Source organism: Rhodococcus wratislaviensis (assembly GCF_041228765.1).
Taxonomy (GTDB): Bacteria; Actinomycetota; Actinomycetes; order Mycobacteriales; family Mycobacteriaceae; genus Rhodococcus_F; species Rhodococcus_F wratislaviensis.
Map to the genome: position 1 here is coordinate 418,970 of NZ_CP150488.1, position 16,061 is coordinate 435,030.

Annotated in this window: 17 protein-coding genes; 8 read left to right on the plus strand and 9 right to left on the minus strand. The window is 68.1% G+C overall.

Annotation, left to right across the window (positions count from 1 at the left end):
- Positions 1–25: 25 nt before the first annotated feature.
- Positions 26–790: a glycerophosphodiester phosphodiesterase gene (locus tag WKC72_RS01920; RefSeq protein WP_112301569.1), complete on the minus strand. Its 765-nt coding sequence runs from the start codon at positions 788–790 to the stop codon at positions 26–28.
- Entirely contained in the window at positions 787–1,770 is a 984-nt protein-coding gene (locus WKC72_RS01925; RefSeq protein ID WP_370181573.1) for a DUF4328 domain-containing protein, read from the minus strand. Before WKC72_RS01925 ends, WKC72_RS01920 begins: the two co-directional genes overlap by 4 nt.
- Positions 1,771–2,226: 456 nt before the next feature.
- Here WKC72_RS01925 and WKC72_RS01930 point away from each other — a divergent pair, with 456 nt between their 5' ends.
- The gene (locus tag WKC72_RS01930) at positions 2,227–4,008 is read left to right on the plus strand and encodes a hypothetical protein (protein ID WP_370181574.1); all 1,782 of its coding nucleotides are present in this window, start codon (positions 2,227–2,229) and stop codon (positions 4,006–4,008) included.
- Here WKC72_RS01930 and WKC72_RS01935 read toward each other — a convergent pair whose 3' ends face one another.
- Positions 4,009–4,875, minus strand: a complete 867-nt coding sequence (locus tag WKC72_RS01935) for a S49 family peptidase (RefSeq protein ID WP_370181575.1) — start codon at positions 4,873–4,875, stop codon at positions 4,009–4,011.
- Between the two features lie 41 nt (positions 4,876–4,916).
- Between WKC72_RS01935 and WKC72_RS01940 the strand changes: the two genes are divergently transcribed.
- Complete coding sequence (locus WKC72_RS01940; protein ID WP_370181576.1) at positions 4,917–5,846, plus strand: LLM class F420-dependent oxidoreductase; 930 nt, start codon at positions 4,917–4,919, stop codon at positions 5,844–5,846.
- On the opposite strand, the gene WKC72_RS01945 is transcribed toward WKC72_RS01940, so the two are convergent.
- Positions 5,843–6,322, minus strand: coding sequence for a RidA family protein (locus tag WKC72_RS01945; RefSeq protein ID WP_128640331.1), 480 nt, complete (start codon positions 6,320–6,322; stop codon positions 5,843–5,845). The genes WKC72_RS01940 and WKC72_RS01945 overlap by 4 nt on opposite strands.
- Before the next feature lie 127 nt (positions 6,323–6,449).
- On the opposite strand from WKC72_RS01945, the gene WKC72_RS01950 reads away from it, so the two are divergent.
- Together WKC72_RS01950 and WKC72_RS01955 are read left to right on the plus strand one after the other, a co-directional pair.
- Positions 6,450–6,863, plus strand: coding sequence for an ester cyclase (locus WKC72_RS01950; protein WP_037228283.1), 414 nt, complete (start codon positions 6,450–6,452; stop codon positions 6,861–6,863).
- A gap of 26 nt (positions 6,864–6,889) precedes the next feature.
- On the plus strand, positions 6,890–7,201 hold the full coding sequence (locus WKC72_RS01955) for a DUF3303 domain-containing protein (protein ID WP_370181577.1): 312 nt from the start codon (positions 6,890–6,892) through the stop codon (positions 7,199–7,201).
- A 6-nt stretch (positions 7,202–7,207) separates the two neighbouring features.
- Here WKC72_RS01955 and WKC72_RS01960 read toward each other — a convergent pair whose 3' ends face one another.
- Together WKC72_RS01960 and WKC72_RS01965 are read right to left on the minus strand one after the other, a co-directional pair.
- Entirely contained in the window at positions 7,208–7,801 is a 594-nt protein-coding gene (locus tag WKC72_RS01960) for a hypothetical protein (protein WP_370181578.1), read from the minus strand.
- A 108-nt stretch (positions 7,802–7,909) separates the two neighbouring features.
- Positions 7,910–8,851 carry an AraC family transcriptional regulator gene (locus WKC72_RS01965; protein ID WP_037228289.1) on the minus strand — a complete coding sequence of 314 codons (942 nt, stop codon included), beginning with the start codon at positions 8,849–8,851 and terminating at the stop codon, positions 7,910–7,912.
- A gap of 81 nt (positions 8,852–8,932) precedes the next feature.
- Here WKC72_RS01965 and WKC72_RS01970 point away from each other — a divergent pair, with 81 nt between their 5' ends.
- Both WKC72_RS01970 and WKC72_RS01975 read left to right on the plus strand, forming a co-directional pair.
- Positions 8,933–9,763 carry an NmrA family transcriptional regulator gene (locus WKC72_RS01970; protein WP_128640333.1) on the plus strand — a complete coding sequence of 277 codons (831 nt, stop codon included), beginning with the start codon at positions 8,933–8,935 and terminating at the stop codon, positions 9,761–9,763.
- A gap of 2 nt (positions 9,764–9,765) precedes the next feature.
- Positions 9,766–10,233: a DUF1772 domain-containing protein gene (locus tag WKC72_RS01975; RefSeq protein ID WP_037228292.1), complete on the plus strand. Its 468-nt coding sequence runs from the start codon at positions 9,766–9,768 to the stop codon at positions 10,231–10,233.
- Positions 10,234–10,242: 9 nt separating this feature from the next.
- Here the strand turns inward: WKC72_RS01975 and msrA are convergent, their stop codons facing one another.
- On the minus strand, positions 10,243–10,953 hold the full coding sequence (gene msrA, locus WKC72_RS01980; protein WP_037204971.1) for a peptide-methionine (S)-S-oxide reductase MsrA: 711 nt from the start codon (positions 10,951–10,953) through the stop codon (positions 10,243–10,245).
- The gene (locus WKC72_RS01985) at positions 10,913–12,106 is read right to left on the minus strand and encodes an acyltransferase family protein (protein WP_370181579.1); all 1,194 of its coding nucleotides are present in this window, start codon (positions 12,104–12,106) and stop codon (positions 10,913–10,915) included. The genes msrA and WKC72_RS01985 overlap by 41 nt, the downstream gene beginning before the upstream one ends.
- 257 nt (positions 12,107–12,363) lie before the next feature.
- Between WKC72_RS01985 and WKC72_RS01990 the strand changes: the two genes are divergently transcribed.
- Positions 12,364–12,987 carry a superoxide dismutase gene (locus tag WKC72_RS01990; protein ID WP_005248891.1) on the plus strand — a complete coding sequence of 208 codons (624 nt, stop codon included), beginning with the start codon at positions 12,364–12,366 and terminating at the stop codon, positions 12,985–12,987.
- Positions 12,988–13,101: 114 nt separating this feature from the next.
- Positions 13,102–14,541 (plus strand): amidase, encoded by a 1,440-nt coding sequence (locus WKC72_RS01995; protein WP_370181580.1) that lies wholly within the window; start codon positions 13,102–13,104, stop codon positions 14,539–14,541.
- Between the two features lie 3 nt (positions 14,542–14,544).
- Here WKC72_RS01995 and WKC72_RS02000 read toward each other — a convergent pair whose 3' ends face one another.
- Positions 14,545–15,894, minus strand: coding sequence for a hypothetical protein (locus WKC72_RS02000; protein WP_370181581.1), 1,350 nt, complete (start codon positions 15,892–15,894; stop codon positions 14,545–14,547).
- Positions 15,895–16,061: the final 167 nt, after the last annotated feature.

Consider the following 16,061-nt stretch of genomic DNA (forward strand, 5'->3'; position numbering starts at 1 on the left):
AACCTACACGCCGGCGCCGGTCCGGTCAGGACGCCAGCCACTTCTTGGTGCGGCCGGGGTGGTTGGTGGCCACCCAGCTGACCCCGAGTTCGCGGCACAGTTCGACGTCGCTGCGGTTGTCGACGGTCCAGCAGTAGGTGGCTCGTCCCGCGGCGGCGGCCTTGTCGACGATGTCCGGGTGTTCGTGCAGCGTCTTCACCGAGGGACCGACCGCGGTGGCGCCGACGGTGGTCGCGGCGCCCCCGCCGAGGTAGCGGGCGGATTCGCCGAGCAACACGGTCGGGAGCATCGGCGCGGACCGCCGGATCCGCCACACCGCTCCGGCGGAGAACGACATCACGACGGCGCGGGAGTGGTCGGCGGACGGTGGTGCGGCGATGCCGAAGCGTTGCAGTTCGGCGAGCACCTTGCTCTCGACGAGGCCGCCGAACCGGACGGGGTGCTTGGTTTCGATGAAGAGTTTCACCGGGCGCGCCGACCAGTCCAGGGCGAGGGCGATGAGCGCGCTCAGCTCGAGGAGTTCGGCCGGCTCGTCTTCGGTGCCGTAATTGAACTCCGCCAGCTCCTCGAGGGTCATCTCGCTGACGACGCCGGTCCCGGTGGACGTCCGGTCGACGGTGCGGTCGTGGACGCACACGAGGTGGCCGTCCCGGGTGAGCCGCACGTCGCATTCGAGTCCGTCCGCGCCCTCTTCCAGCGCCAGCTCGTACGCGGCGAGCGTGTGTTCGGGCATCGCCGCCGATGCGCCGCGGTGCGCCACCACCAGCGGTCCGCGCCGGTCGGGGCTCACGACGCGACGACTTCCCGGTCGCTGCCGTCGGGCGTCGTCTCTGCGGACTTCTCCGCGTCCTTCTGCGGCGGCGGACCGGTGGCGATCACCCAGCGGGTGACGGGTTCCTTCGCCCCCTTCAGCGTCCGGCCTTCGAGCCGTCGGAGCACCATCAGTGCGAGTACCGCGGTCGCGGCGGCGACCAGCGCCGTGAACGCGGCCAGCAGGACACCGTCCGCCATGGCCTGCAGTCCCGGCCTGGACCGCCAGAACCAGTTGAACACGACGAGCACAGCGCCGAAGACCCACAGGCTCCACCAGGCTCGGACCAGCAGGACCGCGCGGGGGTCGCGGCGAATCACCTCGAGCAGGTACACACCCGGCATCACCAGGTTCAGGCCCGGCACCGCGCAACCGACGATCACCTCGGTGGGGGTGCGCGGGTCGGACGTCTTGGCGCGGGCGAACGTACGACGACGCATCCGCAGTAGCCAGCACACTCCGCCGATCCCCGACAGCAGCGCGAGGAGCATCCCGCCTGCCTGGCCGAGGAACACCGCGATGTCGGATACGGCGAGCAGGGTGGGATCGATCAGCCGGGTCCTGTTGCGGAGGAGGACGGCGTACCGGCCGAGTTCGGCGATCACGGCGAACGCGTACAGACCGGCGGTGAGGGTGAGGAAGAAGGCCGCCTTGCCGGCGAGCAGTTCCGGCCAGTCGCGGCGCGCGGAGGGTGATTCGACGTGATCGTGCAGTCCCCAGCGGGGGATCTCGGTGTAGCGGGGGGTGGGGCCGGCCGTCGGCGGTTCGGCCGCGAGACCGCCCCTGCGGAGCGGGGATCGCGCGATCCAGCGGAACCCCCGGCTTGCGGGTGGTGGGTGCTGGTCGGTGCGGACGGGGGCGAGCAGCACACCGTGGCAGCGCGGGCACCACTGCGTCGGGGAGCCGAGAACCGGCCACCGAGCCGCGCATCGCGCGCACACCTGAACGACGACGCTCATGCCCTCCGCACCCACTTCACATTGCCGATTCTGTCACGACCCGCGAATGCGGGCAGCCCACGACCGAATCGTCCTTTTTGGGGAGAATATGTGAGCTACACCACGAGAAATGCCGAGTTATCCACAGTTTCCACAGGTTCATACACAGTTATGGACAGTGTGAGTAGTGCTCATACACAGGTCAGAGCGCATGCGAATCCGTAATTGTTGACAGCTTCCGATGAACGGTCCACAACGGTGGATGAACTTGACATCGCAGCTCGGTGAACAATCGGACTCGGTGACCGACGGCTCGGCCCGGAATTACCCCTCCAGTTCGGATCGCCCGCGAAGCGACCCGAGAACTCCGGACCGGCCGTCGTCTCCCCCACCTGTGCCGGGCGAAAATGCCCCGACACTTGATCTGACGCAGCCCGGCGCGGTTTGGTTCCACCTGATCTGTAATCTCGGAAAACGATGACGGACGACGTCGGATCGCGGTGGCACCTCGGGCCCGCCCGTGTCCTCCAGGTGGCCGCCGCCCTCGTCGTGGTGCAACTTCTCGTGCGGACGTGGGTGGCCGCGAACAGCGACTTCTACTGGGACGATCTGATCCTCGCCGGACGCGGCGGAAGCCTCCCGCTGCTCTCCGCCGACCTCCTGCTCTACGACCACGACGGTCACCTCATGCCCGGGGCTTTCCTGGTGGCGGGTATCGCGACGCGGGTGGCGCCGTACGAGTGGATCCTGCCGATGCTGACGATGATCGCGCTGCAGGCGGTGGCGTCGTATGCGGTTTTCCGGTTACTTCGCACGCTTCTCGGGCCACGCCCCGTCCTGCTGGTTCCGCTGGCGATCTATCTGTTCTCCCCGCTGACCGTGCCTGCGTTCGCCTGGTGGGCGGCGGCGCTCAATGCCCTGCCCCTGCAGATCGCACTGGCGTGGGTGGCGCGCGACGCCCTCGAGCTGTGCCGCACCGGACGGCGGCGATACGCGGTCTCGGGCACGCTCGTGCTGATCGCGTCGCTGCTGTTCTTCGAGAAGTCCGTCGTGGTCCCGTTCGTCGCGTTCGCGACCGTGGCCCTGCGCGCGCACGTCGGCGAGCGGGAGCGGCCGGTGCGGTCGACGCTGCGGCGAGGCGCGGCCCTCTGGATCCCGTCGGCGGCGGTGCTCGCGGTGTGGGCGGCGTTCTACTTCTCCACCGTCGCGTCGCAGTGGGAATGGGCGGGTGCGGCGCGGGCGTTCGAACTGTTCCACCACGGCACGTCGCTCGGACTGCTGCCCACGTTCGTGGGTGGGCCGTGGACGTGGGACCGGTGGATTCCCAGTCCCCCGTGGGCCTCCCCGTCGACGGCACTGGAAGTGGTCGGCTGGGTCGTCCTCGTCGCGGCGGTCGTCACGACGGTCCGGCTGAAGCGCCGCATCGGCTGGGTATGGATACTCACGGCCGCGTACTTCCTGCTGTCGGTGACCGCGATGGTCGTCACCCGCTGGGGCGCCGACACCACCTACGAACTCGCACAGACCTTGCGCTACTTCACGGACACCGCGGTGATACTCGCGATCGCCGTCGCGGTGATCGCCCGCGCACCCCGACGACGCGCCGACCCCGTCCGGGTGCGGCCGCTGGTGGCCGTCGCCGCCGTGGTCGCGTTCGTCGCGAGCAGCCTGTGGTCGACGTACACGTTCACCCGCAGCTGGGAGGAGAACCCGACCACCGCCTACCTCGCGACCGCGCGTGCGTCGCTCGCCGAACGGGACGACGCGCCGATCCTCCAGCAGCCCGCGTCCATCTGGGTCCTGTTGCCGGTGGCGTACCCGAACAATCTGGTGAGCCGGGTCTTCGCCCCGCTGCGCGACCGCCCCGAGTTCTCCGACAGCACCCCCGACCTCCGGATGATCGACGACGCGGGTTCGGTGGTCGACGCCCAGGTCACCTGGGTGCGCGCGATCGAGCCCGGACCCGTCCCGGACTGCGGGAACCTGGTGGACCAGCGCAGTTTCGTGCCCCTCCCCCTCGACGGACCGCTGACCGGCTGGGAGTGGACTGCGCAGCTCAACTACATGGCCACCGCGGACGGTGAGATCGCCGTCGCGATGGAAGTCGGCAGCCCGGTGCGGGTGCCGGTGCACCGCGGCCCGAACTCGGTGTTCGTGCGGCTCACCGGTGGCGGTCAGAGCGTGCGGGTGAGCACCCTGACCCCGGACCTGTCGCTGTGCATCGGCGCGGGCCCGGTCGGGGTCGTGGTGCCGAAATAGTTACCGCCCGTACCGCGACCACGCGACGCGGGCACTGGCCGCCCCGACGATCGCGGCGGCCACCTCGTCCCAGCCGGCTGCGGGCAGCCCGAGCTTCGCGAACAACGAGCGGCGGGGCCCGGTCATCTCGAGGGTGGCGTCGGGGAACCGCTTCTCCACCACCTCGCGCAGTGTGCCGATCCCGTCGACGATGCCGAGTTCGACGGCGCGGCGTCCCAGCCAGACGTCGCCGTTGAACAGCTCGGCCCCCTCCGCCCTCAGCTTGTCCCCGCGGCGGCCGACCACCCAGTCGCGGAATTCGTCGTGGATGCCTTCCTGGATCTGTTCGAGCCACTGCACGTCCTCGGACTTCTCCGCGAAGAACGGATCGAGGCGGGCCTTCGCCTCGCCCGCCGAGTGGAGCCGCCGTTCGATGCCCAGCCGGTCGATCAGTTCGGAGAACCCGAAGCCCGCCGAGATGACACCGACGGAGCCGACCACCGACGTGGCGGTCGCGTAGATCTCGTCCGCCGCGCAGGCCAGCCAGTAGCCGCCGGACGCGACGACGTCCTCGCAGAACGCGAGCACGGGCAGTTCGTGTTCGGTGGCGAGCTGACGGATGCGGGCGGCGATGTATTCGCTCTGCGTAGGCGACCCACCGGGACTGTTGATCAGCAACGCCACCGCTTTCGCACCATGCGTGGTGAACGCTCGCCGCAACGGTTCCTCGACGGATTCCGCGCTCAGCACCCGCCCGAAACCCGCTCCGCCGGACGCGATCATCCCCTGCAGCCGCACCACCGGCACCACGCCGGCGCGGGAGCCTCCGAACGCGTCGGGCAGCTTGTCGGCCAGCGGTTTCGGCAGGTTCAGTGGGATCTTGGCCATGAAATCAGCGTACCGATCACGGATCGGGCAGAGTGGTTCACATGGAGTTGCGAATCTTTACCGAACCCCAGCAGGGTGCCACCTACGACGATCTTCTTGCGGTGGCGCAGGCCGCCGAACGTTTCGGATACGGCGCGTTCTTCCGGTCGGATCACTACCTCGCCATGAACACCGAGGGGCTTCCCGGGCCCACCGATGCGTGGATCACACTGGCGGGTCTCGCCCGGGAGACGTCCGCGATCCGTCTCGGCACCCTCGTCACGTCCGCGACGTTCCGGTATCCCGGACCGCTGGCGATCTCGGTGGCGCAGGTCGATCAGATGAGCGGTGGCCGCGTCGACCTCGGTATCGGCGCCGGCTGGTACGAGGAGGAGCATCAGGCGTACGGCATCCCGTTCCCGCCGCTGAAGGAGCGGTTCGAACGGCTCGAGGAGTCCCTCGCCGTCATCACGGGGCTGTGGCGCACTCCGCTCGGTGAGACGTTCTCCTATGACGGGACGCATCTGACGGTCAAGGATTCGCCCGCACTCCCGAAGCCGCGGCAGCCGCAGGGTCCGCCCGTCCTGATCGGCGGCACCGGCAAGAAGAAGACCCCCGCGCTGGCCGCGAAGTACGCGGACGAGTTCAATGTCCCGTTCCAGTCCGTCGAGGAGACGCGGGACGTGATCGAACGGGTCCGGCTCGCGTGCAAGGCGATCGACCGCGACCCGACGGAGTTGGTGTACTCCAACGCGCTCGTCCTGTGCTGCGGGCGCACCGAGGAGGAGATCGCGAAACGCGCCACGAGTATCGGACGTGAGGTGCGCGAGCTGCGGGAGAACGGACTCGCCGGGTCGCCCGCCGAGCTCGTCGACAAGATCGGCCGCTACGCCGAGGCGGGATCGCAGCGGATCTACCTGCAGACCCTCGATCTCACCGACCTCGACCACCTCGAACTGGTCGCCAGCGAGGTCGTTCCGCAGCTGGGCTAGGCGAGCTCGAGTTCGGCGGCCACGACGACCGGAAGATTCAGGGGCAGCGCGGCCACCCCGATCGCCGTCCGGGCGTGGTCGCCGACGTCCGGGCCGAATACGTCGAGCACTAACTCGGAGAACCCGTTGAGCACCGCGGTCGTCTGGTCGTAGCCCGGCTCGGCGTTGACGAACCCCGTGACGGTGAGCCACGCACCGATGCGGTCCAGGTCGCCCACCGCGCGACGGACCCCCGCCAGCACCGCGAGGGCGGTGAGCCGGGCGGAGTGCGTGGCATCGGCGGCCGACACGTCGGCGGGAACGGACCCGAACGGTCCGGCGGGTGTGCCGTCTTCGGCGAGGGGCCCGTGACCGGACACCAGCACTCTGCGGCCGTGCACGCGTACCCAGCTGAACGGCAACTCCATCCCCGGCGGCAATTGGACGGCGCGCGGCAGCACCAGCCCCAGATCACGTAGTCGGGACTCCGCACCCATCACAACTCCGCTCGACGACTGCCCGGGTCATTCGGCGTGCTCAGCAACATTCCGTTCCCTTTCCGCCGGTGGAATGCTCGAAGTACGACCGGAACGGCCGTGTGACTCGAGTGCGCCGGAGGTTGTCATGGGTTCTGCGGAAGAAGCGGTAGTGCGTCGATTCTACGAGGAGATGAACAACGATCGGAAGAACGAGATAGCGGAGGAGCTGTTCAGCAGCGACCACGAGATGCATGATCCCCAGGTCCCGGGTGGGCCGGGTCCCGCGGGGATGACCGCGGCGATCGCGGCCTACCAGGACGGAGTGGACGGGCACTGGACCATCGAGGAGATGTTCTCGGCCGGTGACCGCGTCGTCGTGCGTTGGACCGGCACGGGAACGCACGTCGGTGAGATGAACGGGATTCCGCCGACCGGAAACAAGATCCGAGTGGACGCGATCTCGATCCACCGGCTGGCCGACGGCAAGATCGCCGAGACCTGGCAGGTGTGGGACACGCTCGGATTCCTTCAGCAGCTCGGCGCGGTCCCCGCGAGCTGAACCCGCCACACCCTCGGGAGGGTGCGATGAAGTACGTGATTACCTGGACGCTGCGTAACGGTGGGTCCGCCGCCGAGAACGAGAAAGCTGCGCGGCGGAGCCTGGAAGTGTTCGCACGATGGACGCCGGCGGAAGGGGCGACCTTCCATCATTTCCTCGGTCGCCTGGACGGAACCGGGGGATTCGCCTTCGTCGAGGCGGATGACCCGAACGACGTCTTGGACGGCCCGACGAAATTCGGACCTTTCTTCGAGTTCCACGTCTACCCGGTCGCCGACATCGCCGTCACCACACAGGCTGCGCAGCAGGCGGTCGAGTTCAGAGGCTCGATCAGCTGAGCGGGCTCAGTGCCGAGTGGTCGAATCCAGGAACTGGCGGAGGTCGCGGTCCCACTGCGCGTCGCGGGCGCGGTTCAGGGAGGCGCGGCAGATGAGGAAGCCGGACAGCGCGATCATCATCACCGCGAACCAGGTGAACAGCCCGGCGATCACGCCGGCCACTCGTGCCGCCGACGGCGACATCGGTTCGGTGGTGAGGTTGCCGTCGGCGTTGACCCAGATGTCTTCCTTCGTTCCCGAAGGAGTGGCCGGGTCGACGGTGATGTCGGCGTGGCGGGTCTCGTTGCCCCACGTCCACTTGGCGGGGGCGGTGTCGACGCCCGACGGCGCGACGTCGGAGGTGACGGACACGCCGGTGGAGTCGGCGACCGTGGTGGCGGAGACGGTGCGGTAGTCCGCGACCTGCTTCTCCGCCAGCGTTAGCTGACTGTCGATGGTCCGGGCACCCACGAGGATGGCCAGCGGGAGCATCGCGAACGCGAGCACCACGACCGCGAGGGTGAGCATGTTCTCGATCCGGTCCGAGCGCCGGAGTAGCGGGTTGTGCCGCTGACGGGCCGACCGCTTACGCAGTCCCCGTGCTTGAGAGTTGTTCCACATTCCGGATCCGGTCCTCTCGCCGACAATTCCCTACCATCCAGGGTCGTACGCAAGGCAAACAAGATCAAGTCAATCCGGTGTGTCTTTGGGCACTGTGCCGTAATACACTCATCTGCTCCCCGCCATCTCACGATGCTCCTTGGGGCTCACTCCGCGCACGCGTTTGAACGCCGCACTCAGCGCGAATCCGCTCCCGTACCCCACGCGCTGGGCCACGGACGCGACCGTGGCGTCGGGTTCGCGGAGCAGATCCGCGGCCAGGGACAGCCGCCAGCCGGCGAGGAAAGTCATGGGCGGTTCGCCGACGAGGTCCGTGAACCGTCGTGCGAGGGCAGCCCGCGACATGCCGGTTTCCGCGGCGAGCGACTCCACGGTCCACTGGCGGGAGGGGTTGTTCTGCAGGATGCGCATCGCCTTGCCCACCACCGGGTCGCTCTGCGCCCGCACCCACGACGGCGCCTCGGCCGCCGGTCGCGCGAACCAGGCGCGTAGCACCGCGATCAGGAGCAGGTCGAGCAGACGGTCGAGGACGGCTTCCTGTCCGGGTTCGTCCCGCACCACCTCGTCGTGCATGAGGGTGACGAGCCGCGAGTCCCAGTCGGCGCGGCGCTGCACGACGAGTTCCGGGAGCGCGGTCAGCAGTCGCATGCTGATCTCGCCGGGAGTCTGGTACGTCCCGGTGAGCATCACCGTGCGGCCGTCCGCACTGTTTCCCCAGGTGCGCACGCCGAGGTCCATCGCTTCGGCGAGCGGTTCCCCGCGGAGCGTCGTGCAGCTCTGGTCGGGGTTGATGATCACGTGCGGTGGGGTGTCCGGATGGTCGGCGACGACGTACCGCTCGGGTCCGCGGACGATTGCGACGTCACCCTCGGTGAGCTGCACCGGATCGCCGGTGTGCGGAAGGATCCACGCTTCGCCGCGGCCCATCGCGACAAGGCTGAGCGGCGCGTGGTCGTCGATCTGCAGCGACCACGGCGGTTCCATGATCGAGCGGAGCACGAATGCGCCTGCGGCACGGGGACCACTGATGAGACCGGCGAGGGGATCCACACATCCAGCGTAGACGCTCGCGTATGGATCAGCGCGTTTCAACCATGGAAAGTCTCGACGTTGCCGTCTTGACTGAAACACATGACAACGACACCGCACACACTCGTCCTCACCGCCACCGGCAAGGTCGGCAGCCGCGTCCTCGCCCGGCTCGCCGCCGCGGAAGTACCCGCTCGGGGCGGTTCCCGCACCGGCCGTCCCCCGTTCGACTGGGAGAACAGAGACACGTGGCGGCCCGCACTCGAGGGAATCACCTCGGTGTACATCGCCTACTACCCGGATCTCGCGGTGCCGGGAGCGGCGGAGGTCGTCGAGGAGTTCGCCGGCCTGGCTGTCGCGAACGGCGCCCGGCGACTCGTCCTCCTCTCCGGTCGCGGCGAAACCGAGGCCGAGCGCAGCGAACTGGCGATCCGCAAGGCGGGAGCCGAGTGGACGATCCTCCGGTCCAGTTGGTTCAGCCAGAACTTCAGCGAAAGCTTCATGCTCGACTCACTGCTTGCCGGCGACCTCGCACTGCCCGTCGAAGGGCGCGTGCTCGAACCCTTCGTCGACGCGGACGATCTCGCCGAGATCGCCGTCGCCGCACTGACCGGGGACGGCCACGCCGGCGAACTGTACGAACTGACCGGGCCGCGGTTGTTGTCGTTCGGCGACGCCGTCGCCGAGATCTCGGAGGCAACGGGTCGCGAGATCCGGTACACCCCAGTCACTTCGGAAGAGTATTCGACGGCGCTGGCCGGGCAGGGGGTACCGTCCGACGCGATCGGCCTGCTCACCTATCTGTTCGACGAAGTGCTGGACGGGCGCAACGCATCACTCACCGACGGGGTGGAACGCGCACTGGGGCGCGCGCCCCGCGACTTCACCGACTACGTCCGCGCCGCAGCAGCGGCCGGTGTCTGGAGGGTCTGACCATGGAGCGTTATCTGACGATCGTCACGGCGGTGGGCGCCGGCGTGGTGGGCGGCGTGATGTTCGCGTTCTCCACGTTCATCATGAGCGGGCTCGGACGCCTGGAGCCGGCTCAGGGCATCTCGGCGATGCAGGCGATCAACCGCGAGGCGCCGAACTTCTGGTTCATGACCGCGTTGTTCGGCACCGCACTGACGTCGATCGCCCTCGCGGTCGTCAGTGTGGTGCGGCACGACGATTCGGCCGTCTACGCGGTGATCGCCTGCGCGCTGTATCTCGTGGGGATCGTCCTGACCATCGTCTACCACGTGCCGCACAACAACGCGCTGGACGCAATCGATCCCACCGCGGCCGACTCGGCGGCGTACTGGCGCGACTACGTGTCGGGCTGGACCGGGTGGAACCACGTGCGCACCGTCAGCGCCATCGCGGCGTCCGCGGTGCTCACGTGGTCCGCGACCCGCGGTTGAGACCGGGGTCTACGAGGGCGGCAGGATGTCGGTCTGCGCCGGGACCTCGTCCTGCTTCAGCAGCCCGACCGGGCAGCTGACGCCGGTGGCGTGCACGGGGCAGTAACCGCCGGGGTTCTTCGCGAGGTACTGCTGGTGGTAGTCCTCGGCGTAGTAGAACTGCGTGAGCGGGGCGATCTCCGTGGTGATCGCCCCGTATCCGGCTTCGGCGAGCCTCTTCTCGAAGGCCTCACCGGTGGCCTCGGCGATCTCCACCTGCTGTTCGTCGATCGTGTAGATGGCCGAACGGTACTGCGTTCCCTGGTCGTTGCCCTGCCGCATGCCCTGCGTGGGATCGTGGTTCTCCCAGAACTCCTTGAGGATCTCGGCGTACGAGATCACCTTCGGATCGAAGACCACGAGCACCACCTCGGTGTGCCCGGTGCGGCCGGAGCACGTCTCCTCGTAGGTGGGGTTGGGGGTGTAGCCGCCGGCGTATCCCACCGCGGTGGTGTAGACGCCGTCGAGTTGCCAGAACTCCTTCTCGGCGCCCCAGAAACATCCCATGCCCAGCACCGCGGTCTGCATGCCCTCGGGGAACGGGGGCTGTAAGGGGTGACCGTTGACGAAGTGCGTCGCCGGAACGGGAATCGGCTGGCTACGTCCCGGGAGGGCATCCTCGGCGGTGACCATCACGGACTTAGCGGCTGCTCGACCCAGAAGCTCGTCGTACCAAGACATGATTCGATGCTACGCGCGGTGCCGAGGTGGTCTCCTGGGCGAGCGCCGACTGCGCCCGCATCCGCTCGACGCGCGCGGTCACCCACCCCGTGGCGGGGACCTCCACCCACCGGTACAGCGCCTCCGACACCAGTGCCGTCACCACGAGAAATGCGATCACCGCCCCGGTCTCGCCGAACGAGCCGACCGTGTGCTCGTACACGCGGTAGAGGATCAGCGTGTGGACGAGGTAGATCGCGTAACTGCGCGACGCGGTCCAGCGCACGACGGCCCAGTGCGCCGCCGGCCCGTCGTATCGGCCCACCAGCACGACGCACGCGGTGACGACGGCGAACGTCCAGAGGTAGTGATCGCCCGCCCAGTACACCCGGAAATCGGTGGCGAGGCGGATGACCTCGACCTGGGCCAGCCCGGCGACGACGATCCACCGGCAGTCCGCGAGCCGCGCCCAGCCGAGGTAGATGATCTGCCCCAGGAACACGGCAGGCAGGGTCGCGGCGATCTTCGACAGCATCGGGACCGTGTACGGCTGTGGCGCGTACAGGTTGTAGAGCAGGATCAGCGCGCAGAGCGCGGCGCCCGCCATCGGCATCGCGATGGGCAGGGTGCGCAGAACGGGGCGCGCGGCCACACAGGCGAGGTAGAAGAAGATCTGGACGGCGAGGGTCCAGGTGACCCCGAGAACCGCCACCTCGGGTTTGAGGAAGAATCCGCCGAGCACGAAACTCAGGGCCGCGTCGACGTTCGACACCCCGTCCTGGCCGCTGAACATGCCGTTGATGCCGAGGCGGACCAGCACGATCGCGGCGAGAACGGCCACCCAGAATGCGGGCAGGATGCGTCCGAGCCGGTTGACCAGAAATTGCCCGGGCTCGTGACGAATGGCCGAACGGGTGATCAACACCCCGGTCAGCATCATGAAGACGGCGACCCCGAGAAAGGACAGATGCTGGTTGAGACCGCCCCGCTCGATGAAGATTTGATAGACGACGTCGATGAACCACCATCCGGTTCCGAGGTCGTCGATCAGATAGAACGAGATGTGCGAATAAATCACGGCCAGAACTGCGAAGAAGCGGAGCAGGTTCGCGCCCGTGAGCTCCACACGCGGCGCGGCCGCATGCGAATCTGCAACAGGTATCAGCGAAGGCATCGCGTCAGCTTAAGGTTCCGTTCACCGGTCGGACGAATTCTCACGACATCCAGTGTCACCGCGCCAGCCTTTTTTCGGGTGCCCGAACTTTCCTGTGAGGGAATCGCTCGGTGACCCCAACTGTTGCGCAGGGTGTACCAATGAGATTGGGTATATACCCGAGAACGATTCGCCAAAGGCGGGTGTCAGACGCGTGCCCACGTGTCGTCGGCACCCGGAAACACAAGGGCTCACAGCCCATAGATGAAGGGACCCTCGTGTCTGTTTACACGCTGCCGGAACTCCCGTACGACTACGCAGCTCTCGAGCCGCACATCTCCGGCAAGATCATGGAACTGCACCACGACAAGCATCACGCCGCGTACGTGACCGGTGCCAACACGGCCCTCGACAAGCTGGCCGAGCTCCGCGAGTCGGACACCCTGCCCGCCGTGGTCAACCTGCACGAGAAGAACCTCGCCTTCCACTTGGGCGGCCACACCAACCACTCCGTCTTCTGGAACAACCTCTCGCCCGACGGTGGCGACAAGCCGACCGGTGAGCTCGCGGCCGCGATCGACGACCAGTTCGGCGGCTTCGACGCGTTCCGCAACCACTTCTCGGCCAACGCCAACGCCATCCAGGGCTCCGGCTGGTCCATCCTGGCCTGGGACTCCATCGGCCAGCGCCTGCTCATCGTCCAGCTGTACGACCAGCAGGGCAACATCCCGATCGGCCTCACGCCGCTGCTGCTCCTCGACATGTGGGAGCACGCCTTCTACCTCGACTACCAGAACGTCAAGGGCGACTACGTCAAGGCATTCTGGAACATCGTGAACTGGGCGGACGTCGCCGCTCGATTCGAGAAGGCACGCACGCAGACCGCGGGCCTGATCGTCTAGTTCCTCTTCGCAGCCACGGGCGCACGGACCACTCTCGGGTGTGTCCGTGCGCCCGTGCTTGTTTCGGGACCGGAAGTCCTTCCGAGCAGGCCGAGCGTCCAATAGGCTTCGGAAGTGACCGAGTTCAGCAACCCCGCCCGGGACGACGCCCTCGTCCACGCATTCCGCGACGACGCGCTCGGCGACCTCGACGCCACCGGCCTCGCAACACGGATCGCCTCCGGGGAGGTGACGATCCGCGAGGTGACGGAGGCGGCGATCGCGCGCGCCGAGTCGGTCGGGCCCGCCTTGAACGCCCTGGCGTTCGCCGACTTCGACCGTGCACGGACGGAGGCGGACCGACCGCACGAGGGTGTCTTCGCAGGAGTGCCGACCGTCGTCAAGGACAACGTCGACGTCGCCGGCCTGCCCACGCAGCACGGCAGCGTCGCCTTCGCGGCGCAGCCCGCCCGGGTCGACAGCGACTTCGTCACGCAGTACCTGTCCACGGGTGTGCTCTCACTGGGGAAGAGTCGGCTGCCCGAGTTCGGGTTCAGCGCGTCCACCGAGTTCATGGACGCCGAGGCCGTGCACAATCCGTGGAATCTCGCGTTCTCGCCGGGAGCGTCCTCGGGCGGTTCGGCCGCGCTCGTCGCTTCGGGGGTGGTACCCATCGCGCACGCCAACGACGGTGGCGGATCCATCCGCATTCCCGCGGCCGCGTGTGGGCTCGTCGGCCTGAAACCGTCCCGCGGGCGGACGGTCCCCGACGCCATGGACAAGACACTGCCGATCCGGATCATCGCGCAGGGCGCCGTCACCCGCTCGGTGCGGGACACCGCACGGTGGATGGCGGCCGCCGAACGCCACTACCGCAATCCGGCACTGCCACCCATCCGGTTGGTCGAGGGGCCGAGCAGCACCCGGCTGAGGGTCGGGGTGGTGGTCGACTCGGTCACCGTGTCCCGCACGGACGACGAGACCCGCAAGTCGGTCCACGCCACCGCCGATCTGCTGGCGGACCTCGGGCACCACGTCGAGGAGTGCCCGATGCCGGTGAACTCCACGTTCGTCGAGGACTTCTGCATCTACTGGGGGTTCCTGTCTTTCGTCATCTCCAGCAACGGCAAGCGGATGCTCGGACCGGACTTCGACCGCGACGCCACGGACAACCTGACGCGCGGACTCGCCGCGATGTACCGCAAGAACATCACGAAGACTCCACGGGTGCTCTACCGGTTGCGTCGCACGTACCGTGACTACGCGCAGATCTTCCAGAAGTACGACGTGATCCTGTCGCCCACCCTCGCCCACACGACGCCGGAACTCGGATACCTTTCGCCGACACAGAGTTTCGAGGAGCTCTTCGACAAGCTGATCGCCTATACGGCGTTCACGCCGCTGAACAACGCTTCGGGCGGACCGGCCATCTCGCTGCCGATGCACGAGACGTCCCGCGGCCTGCCGCTGGCGTCGCACTTCTCCGCCGACCACGGCGACGAGCGGACGCTGCTCGAGTTGGCGTTCGAGCTCGAGCAGGCCACGCCGTGGCGTCGCATCCAGGACGCCCGCTGACGGTCAGGCCCTGCGCCGCACGGCCATCCACACGACGGCACCCGCCAGCAGCACGGTGGTGACCCCGAAGCCGGCGGCGAGGTGCTCGGCGGTGAGGATCGGTGACGGCGCGGAGAGTGTGCGGGTCACCGCGACCGGTTCGGCGAGCACCGTCGCCAACTGGTTCTGCTGTGCCGCCGCGCGCACCGGCATCGCCGCGACACCGTTGTTGAGGTCGGTGGACAGCTGCCCGGACAACGTCTTCAGCTTCGCGAACCCGTCGACGATCTGCGAGGTGGCGCCTTCGAGCATCTCCGGTGCCTGATCGGCGATCGGGACGATGCCGTCGTTCAGCTGCCGCGCCCCGCTGCTCAGCTGATTGCTGGCGTCGGTCAGCTGGCCCATCGCGACGCGCACGAGTTCGCCCAGGTCCGTGTCGGGGCCGACCCCGCCGCCCAGCAGACCGGGCACCGAACCCAGCTGTGAGGAAAACAGACCGAGGTCGGCACTGACCTGACGGAGCGACGGGACCACGTCCGAGGCAACGGGAGTGGCGTCGAGAACGCGGATCGCCTCGTCGAGTCTGGTACGCATCCGGGTGGCGCTGTCGTTCGCCTCGCCCAGCGTCAGGCCCAGCGCACTCAACCGGTCCGCGAGGTCGTCGGCCGTTCCCGACGTCTGGTCGACGACGCCCGCCACCTGGTCGGCGACGCCCAGCAGTTGCACCGAGCCCGACCGTGCCGTCTCGAGATACGGGAGCAGCGTGTCGGCGCCTTCCGTGAGCTGTTGTGCCGCATCGTCCGCCGCGGCCGTGCCGGCCGCGAGGAACCCGGCCGTCATTCCCGCCTGCTGGAACCGCGTCCGCGACGAGGACATGTCCGCCAGCAGATCCGTGATGCCGTCCGCGCCGATCTGGGAGGACACCACTCCGGAGAGTTCCTCGGACGCACCGGTGTCGGAACCCGCGACGTCGAGGTCGAGGGTCGCCTGCCGCGGCTTCGCGCCCCACACCGAGGACACCGCCTCGCTGAAGTCCTCGGGCACGGTCACCGTGGCGAACCAGTCGCCGCCCGCCGCCGCGTCCGCGTCGACCACCTGCCAGCCGAAGGCCTCGTTCGCCTCGAGCTTCTCGATCAGGGTGTCGCTCGCACGCACCGGTTTTCCGTCCACGGTCGCGCCTGCGTCCGTGTTGACGATCGCCACGGTCCGGCTGTCGGCCGCGCTGCCACCGAGGAACACGTACCCGAGTCCCCCCGCGGACGCCAGGACCAGGCCGGCCATGGCGGCCGCGGCGACGCGCCGCGAAGTGAGGACCTTTCGCGTCGACTCGGTTCGGGCGTGATTCGCGGGATTCCGTGCGCGCTCAGAGGTCATTCCGGTGAGGATAGGTGGCCTTCGTAGCGGCACATTGTGACGATTCTGAGGATTCTCTGAGATGTCTGCCCGCCCGAAGACCGGTTAGCACTCCCCTGCTCTTGTGTGCCAGGCACTGTCGGGCGCATTCTTCAAGTACCCAACGAGGTGTGCAGAACCAGTCGTGT

Excerpts from the sequence above, each read along its gene's own strand:
- WKC72_RS01925 (WP_370181573.1), bottom strand. The coding sequence starts at position 1,770 with ATGAGCGTCGTCGTTCAGGTGTGCGCGCGATGCGCGGCTCGGTGGCCG.
- WKC72_RS01930 (WP_370181574.1), top strand. The coding sequence starts at position 2,227 with ATGACGGACGACGTCGGATCGCGGTGGCACCTCGGGCCCGCCCGTGTC.
- WKC72_RS01935 (WP_370181575.1), bottom strand. The coding sequence starts at position 4,875 with ATGGCCAAGATCCCACTGAACCTGCCGAAACCGCTGGCCGACAAGCTG.
- WKC72_RS01940 (WP_370181576.1), top strand. The coding sequence starts at position 4,917 with ATGGAGTTGCGAATCTTTACCGAACCCCAGCAGGGTGCCACCTACGAC.
- WKC72_RS01945 (WP_128640331.1), bottom strand. The coding sequence starts at position 6,322 with ATGGGTGCGGAGTCCCGACTACGTGATCTGGGGCTGGTGCTGCCGCGC.
- WKC72_RS01950 (WP_037228283.1), top strand. The coding sequence starts at position 6,450 with ATGGGTTCTGCGGAAGAAGCGGTAGTGCGTCGATTCTACGAGGAGATG.
- WKC72_RS01955 (WP_370181577.1), top strand. The coding sequence starts at position 6,890 with ATGAAGTACGTGATTACCTGGACGCTGCGTAACGGTGGGTCCGCCGCC.
- WKC72_RS01960 (WP_370181578.1), bottom strand. The coding sequence starts at position 7,801 with ATGTGGAACAACTCTCAAGCACGGGGACTGCGTAAGCGGTCGGCCCGT.
- WKC72_RS01970 (WP_128640333.1), top strand. The coding sequence starts at position 8,933 with ATGACAACGACACCGCACACACTCGTCCTCACCGCCACCGGCAAGGTC.
- WKC72_RS01975 (WP_037228292.1), top strand. The coding sequence starts at position 9,766 with ATGGAGCGTTATCTGACGATCGTCACGGCGGTGGGCGCCGGCGTGGTG.
- msrA (WP_037204971.1), bottom strand. The coding sequence starts at position 10,953 with ATGTCTTGGTACGACGAGCTTCTGGGTCGAGCAGCCGCTAAGTCCGTG.
- WKC72_RS01985 (WP_370181579.1), bottom strand. The coding sequence starts at position 12,106 with ATGCCTTCGCTGATACCTGTTGCAGATTCGCATGCGGCCGCGCCGCGT.
- WKC72_RS02000 (WP_370181581.1), bottom strand. The coding sequence starts at position 15,894 with ATGACCTCTGAGCGCGCACGGAATCCCGCGAATCACGCCCGAACCGAG.